This is a genomic window from Protofrankia sp. CiP1_Cm_nod1, from assembly GCF_920888515.1.
Taxonomy (GTDB): domain Bacteria; phylum Actinomycetota; class Actinomycetes; order Frankiales; family Frankiaceae; genus Protofrankia.
Genome location: NZ_CAKKTM010000351.1, coordinates 1 through 4,596 on the forward strand (window position 1 = coordinate 1; position 4,596 = coordinate 4,596).

General features: G+C 75.9%; 5 protein-coding genes. 3 read left to right on the plus strand and 2 right to left on the minus strand.

Annotated features, from left to right (window positions below):
• The 3 genes from NBX02_RS15690 to NBX02_RS15700 all read left to right on the plus strand — a co-directional run.
• Window positions 1–549: DUF58 domain-containing protein (locus tag NBX02_RS15690; RefSeq protein ID WP_445548463.1), on the plus strand; the 549-nt coding region annotated here is incomplete at its 5' end.
• A complete protein-coding gene (locus NBX02_RS15695; protein WP_250284303.1) occupies window positions 546–1,505 on the plus strand; it encodes a VWA domain-containing protein in 960 nt (319 codons plus the stop codon). The genes NBX02_RS15690 and NBX02_RS15695, both read left to right, overlap by 4 nt.
• 650 nt (window positions 1,506–2,155) lie before the next feature.
• Complete coding sequence (locus tag NBX02_RS15700; RefSeq protein ID WP_250284305.1) at window positions 2,156–2,359, plus strand: cold-shock protein; 204 nt, start codon at window positions 2,156–2,158, stop codon at window positions 2,357–2,359.
• Between the two features lie 178 nt (window positions 2,360–2,537).
• Here the strand turns inward: NBX02_RS15700 and NBX02_RS15705 are convergent, their stop codons facing one another.
• Together NBX02_RS15705 and NBX02_RS15710 are read right to left on the minus strand one after the other, a co-directional pair.
• Window positions 2,538–3,656 (minus strand): sulfate/molybdate ABC transporter ATP-binding protein, encoded by a 1,119-nt coding sequence (locus NBX02_RS15705; protein ID WP_445548465.1) that lies wholly within the window; start codon window positions 3,654–3,656, stop codon window positions 2,538–2,540.
• Window positions 3,657–3,754: 98 nt separating this feature from the next.
• Window positions 3,755–4,596, minus strand: an 842-nt coding sequence (locus NBX02_RS15710; protein WP_445548464.1) for an ABC transporter permease, incomplete at its 5' end; no start/stop codon positions are given.

The window sequence follows — 4,596 nt, forward strand, 5'->3', positions numbered from 1 at the left end:
CTGCTGGCGGCGCCGCGGACCGCGCTGGACCGTCCGGCCCGCCGCTCCCCCGCCGCCCCGGCCCCGGCCCCGGGCACGGGCACGGGCACGACCGATCTCGCCGCCGCCCTGAACGGGCTGCGCAACCCGCCCCGGCGCCGCGGGATGGTCGTCGTGATCTCGGATTTCCTCTCGGTCGACCTGTCCTGGGAACGGCCGCTGCGCGCGCTCGCCGGCCGGCACCAGGTGCTCGCCGTCGAGGTCGTCGACCCGCGTGAGCTCGAGCTTCCCAACGTCGGGCTGCTCGACGTGGTCGACCCGGAGACCGGCGCCACCCTGACGGTGCCCACCTCCTCCCGCCGGCTGCGCGACTCCTACGCCCGGGCCGCCGCGGCGCACCGCCGGGAGGTGGACGCGGCGCTGCGCCGGGCCGGCGCCGGCCATCTCGTCCTGCGGACCGACTCCGACTGGCTCACCGACATCGTCCGGTTCGTCCTGGCCGCCCGCCGCGGCCGTGGCGCCGCCAGGCGCCCACCGGTCGCCGTACCTCCCGCCGGAGCCGGCCGATGACCTTCCTCGCCGGCCACTGGCTGTGGCTGCTGCCGGCGGTCGGCGCCATCGCCGCCGCCTACATCGTGATGTCGCTGCGCCGGAAGGCCTACGCGGCGCGCTTCACCTCGGTCGGGCTGCTGGCGTCGGTGCTGCCCCGGCGGCCGCAGTGGTGGCGCCGGCACCTGCCCGCGGCCCTGCTGCTGCTCACGCTGGCCGCCATGGTGTTCTCCCTCGCCCGGCCGGCCCAGGCCCGGCGGGTCCCCCGCGAGCGCGCGACGATCATTCTGGCGATCGACGTGTCGAACTCGATGGCCGCCACCGACGTCGCGCCCAACCGTCTCGCGGCGGCCAAGGACGGCGCCGACGCGTTCATCGACCAGCTCCCACCGCGGATCAACCTGGGGCTGGTGTCGTTCTCCGGGTCGGCGGCGCTCCTCGTCCCGCCGACCACCGACCGGCAGGCCGTCCGGTCCGGTATCCGCGGGCTGCAGCTCGGCCCGTCCACCGCGATCGGGGAGGGCATCTTCGCCGGCCTGCAGGCCATCACCACCGCCGGGGAACAGCTCGCCGCGGACGGCGGGGCGCCGCCGCCGGCCGCCATCGTGCTGCTCTCCGACGGGGAGACCCAGCGGGGACGCCCGAACGCCCAGGCGTCCCAGGCCGCCCGGGACGCCGGGGTGCCGGTCGACACGATCGCCTACGGCACCGCGGACGGCAGCCTCGACGTGGGTGGCCAGGAGATCCCCGTCCCGGTCAACGAGGACGCGCTGCGCGAGATCGCGCGGGCGACCGACGGCTCCTACCACCGGGCCTCCTCCGGGGACGAGCTGCGCTCGGTGTACGAGAACCTCGGCAGTTCCATCGGTTACCGCAACGAGTTCCACGAGGTCACCACCTGGTTCGTCGGCCTGTCCCTGGCGCTGGGGCTGACGGCCGCGGCCGGGTCGGTGGCCTTCTCCTCCCGGCTGCCCTGAGTATCGGCCTCCTCCCGGCTGCCCTGAGTATCGCCGGCCGGTGCATCCACGACCGGCGATACCCGGGGCCTGCCGGGCTCAGGGCTGCCGGAGCCGCCCGGGGCACGGCCCGCCGACCGGATCCCCGATCCGGGCCAGGGACTGGGGCCGCTGTGCCGGGCCGCCGTGGTGGCGGGAAAGTCGGGGCCGCGGCCGGCCGGGACGCCGGTGCGACTGTGCCGGTGCGACTGTGATGCCACCCGAGCCCGGGCCAGGGCCTGTCCGCCGCGGGGCGGAACGCGCCGATCCCCGGTTTACCGGTGGTCTCTGCCGGTAGGCCGATTACCAGGTATTGAGCCGTTCGGCGGGTACTGGGCCACCATGCGCCGGGCGCGGCCATCGCCGGTCGTCCCGGCGGCGGTCGTCCCGGCGGCGGTCGCGCCGTCCGTGCCCGCCGCCACGTCCCCGGTCTCGGGCAGCCGTCGGAGCAGCCGCGGGAGCCTGGCGCAGCCGCCCAGAACCGCCGTCCGCCGCCTCGCCGGCCAGCTCCGCGTCACCCGATGTGGGCGTGTGACGGTGGGCGCCTGTCGGTCCGTGCGTCCGGCATGAGAGGGTGGAGATCCGGCGCGCGCACTCGCGCGTGTCGACTTGCGTGGCGATGGGATCCTCGAATGGCTCAGGGCACTGTGAAGTGGTTCAACGCAGAGAAAGGTTTCGGGTTCATCAGCCCGGACGGTGGCAGTCCGGACGTCTTTGTGCATTTTTCCGCGATCGCGACGACCGGCTACAAGACCCTGGAAGAGAACCAGCGGGTCGAGTTCGACACGACTCAGGGCCAGAAGGGCCCGCAGGCGGAGAACGTCCGACCGCTCTGATCACCGACGGTCACGCGGCTCAGCGTGACCGTGGGCAGCAGTAGGAACATGTGTGAGACGAGCCCCGTACCGGTCATGGTGCGGGGCTCGTCCCGTACCGACCGGCCGGCCGACCGGCTCCGGCCCTGGCCTCGGGCCCGTTCACAGGGCTGGTCGCCTCGTGCCGTCACCAGGCCGGTCAGGGGCCGTGGGCGTCGTCGGGGTAGGTCTCGATGTCCGTCGCCTTGAACGACGCCCAGACCCGCGAGCCCGGCTCCAGCCGCAGCTCGGCCAGGGCGGCGGGGGTGACGTCGGCGAGCAGGGCGGGGTTCGTGTCCAGCGCGACCCTGGCCCGGTCCCCCAGCAGCTCCAGCCCGGTGACCCGGCCGGCCAGCGTGTTACGGGCGCTGCCGTGCGGCTCGACGACGCCGAGCATCACCGCGGACGGCCGCAGCGCGGCCAGCACCGGGCCGGTGATCGCCCGGTCCGCGACGGTGAGCGTGCCGCCGCCGGGCAGCCGCACGGCCCCCGCCCCGGCCTCCCCCCGGTAGAGGTTCAGCCCGACGAGCCGGGCGACGTAGTCGGTGCGGGGCCGGCGGGCCACCTCGGCCGGCGGGCCCTGCTGCACCACCCGTCCGGCCTCGATGATGACGACGTGGTCGGCCAGCACCATGGCCTCGATCGGGTCGTGGGTCACCAGCACGGACGGGCCGTCGAAGCCGCTGAGCCGACGGCGCAGGTCCGCCCGGACGGCCAGCCGGGTGGCCGCGTCCAGCGCCGCCAGCGGCTCGTCCAGCAGCAGCAGCTTCGGGCCGGCGGCGAGCGCCCTGGCGAGCGCGACCCGCTGGGCCTGCCCGCCGGAGAGCGCCCCGGGCCGGCGGGCGGCGAACTCGGCCAGCCCGAACGTCTCCAGCCAGCGCAGTGCGGCGGCCCGGGCGGCGGCCCGGGGGATCCCCCGGCAACGCAGCCCGAAGGCGACGTTGTCCCGCGCGGACAGATGCGGGAACAGCAGATAGTCCTGGAAGACCATCCCGACCGTGCGGCGCTGCGCCGGGACGAAGATCCCCGCCGCCGGGTCGTCCAGGACGAGGCCGCCCAGGCTGATCCGGCCCGCGTCGACCGGCTGCAGCCCGGCCAGCGCCCGCAGCAGGGTGGTCTTGCCCGCGCCGTTGGGCCCGAGGACGGCGACGGTCGTCCCGCTCGCTGCGGTCAGCGTCACGTCCAGGGTGAAGCCGCTGGCCCGCCGCACCAGCAGACGGGCCAGCAACGCGCCGTCATCGGATCCGCCACCGCCGTCGGACGGGCCGGGCCCGCCCACCACCGGCCCGTCCCGCCCGCTGGGCAGGCCCACCGGCCCGTCCCGCCCGCCGGGCAGGCCCACCACCCCGTCCCGCCCGCCGGGCCCGCCCACCGGGTTCACAGGGCCGTCCCCGGGCGCAGCCAGCGGTCCCGGAGCAGGGCCAGGACGGCCACGGCCACGGCGAGCAGGACCAGGGACAGGGCGGCCGCGGTGTCCGGGTCGGTCTCCAGGGCGAGGTAGACCGCCAGCGGCATCGTCTGGGTGGTGCCCGGGAAGTTGCCGGCGAAAGTGATCGTCGCCCCGAACTCGCCGAGGGCGCGTGCCCAGCACAGCACCGCGCCCGCGCCGAGCGACGGTGCGATCATCGGGAGGGTGACCCGGCGGAACGTCACCCACCGGCTCGCGCCAAGGGTGGCGGAGGCATCCTCGAAGCGCCGGTCCGCCGAGCGTAACGCCCCCTCGACCGCGACGATCAGGAACGGCATCGCCACGAACGCCTCCGCCACGACCACCCCGGCGGTGGTGAACGGGAGGGTGATCCCGAACCAGCTGTCGAGGTAACGGCCGACGATGCCCCGCCGCCCGAAGGCCAGCAGCAGCGCCACCCCACCGACCACGGGCGGCAGCACGAGCGGCACGGTGATCACCGCGCGTAGCAGCCCACGGCCGGGGAAGTCCGCCCTGGCCAGCAACCAGGCCAGCGGCACACCCACCGCCAGCGACAGCACGGTCGCGATGGTCGCGGTCAGCAGGGACAGCCGCAGCGCCTCGCGCACCCCGGGCTCGGCCAGCAGCCGCGGCAGGCCGCGCCAGGGCACCCGCACGAGCAGCCCGGCCAGCGGGAGCAGGAGGAAGACGAGGGCGACGCCACCGGCGACGGCCAGCGGAACCGGTACCCGCCCGCCGGCCCGGCCCCGCGGCCGGCCCGTCCTGGCCTGGCCGTGATGCCGGACCGGGC

Bases quoted from the DNA above. Each gene is read 5' to 3' on its own strand.
- NBX02_RS15700 (WP_250284305.1), top strand. From the start codon at position 2,156: ATGGCTCAGGGCACTGTGAAGTGGTTCAACGCAGAGAAAGGTTTCGGG.
- NBX02_RS15695 (WP_250284303.1), top strand. From the start codon at position 546: ATGACCTTCCTCGCCGGCCACTGGCTGTGGCTGCTGCCGGCGGTCGGC.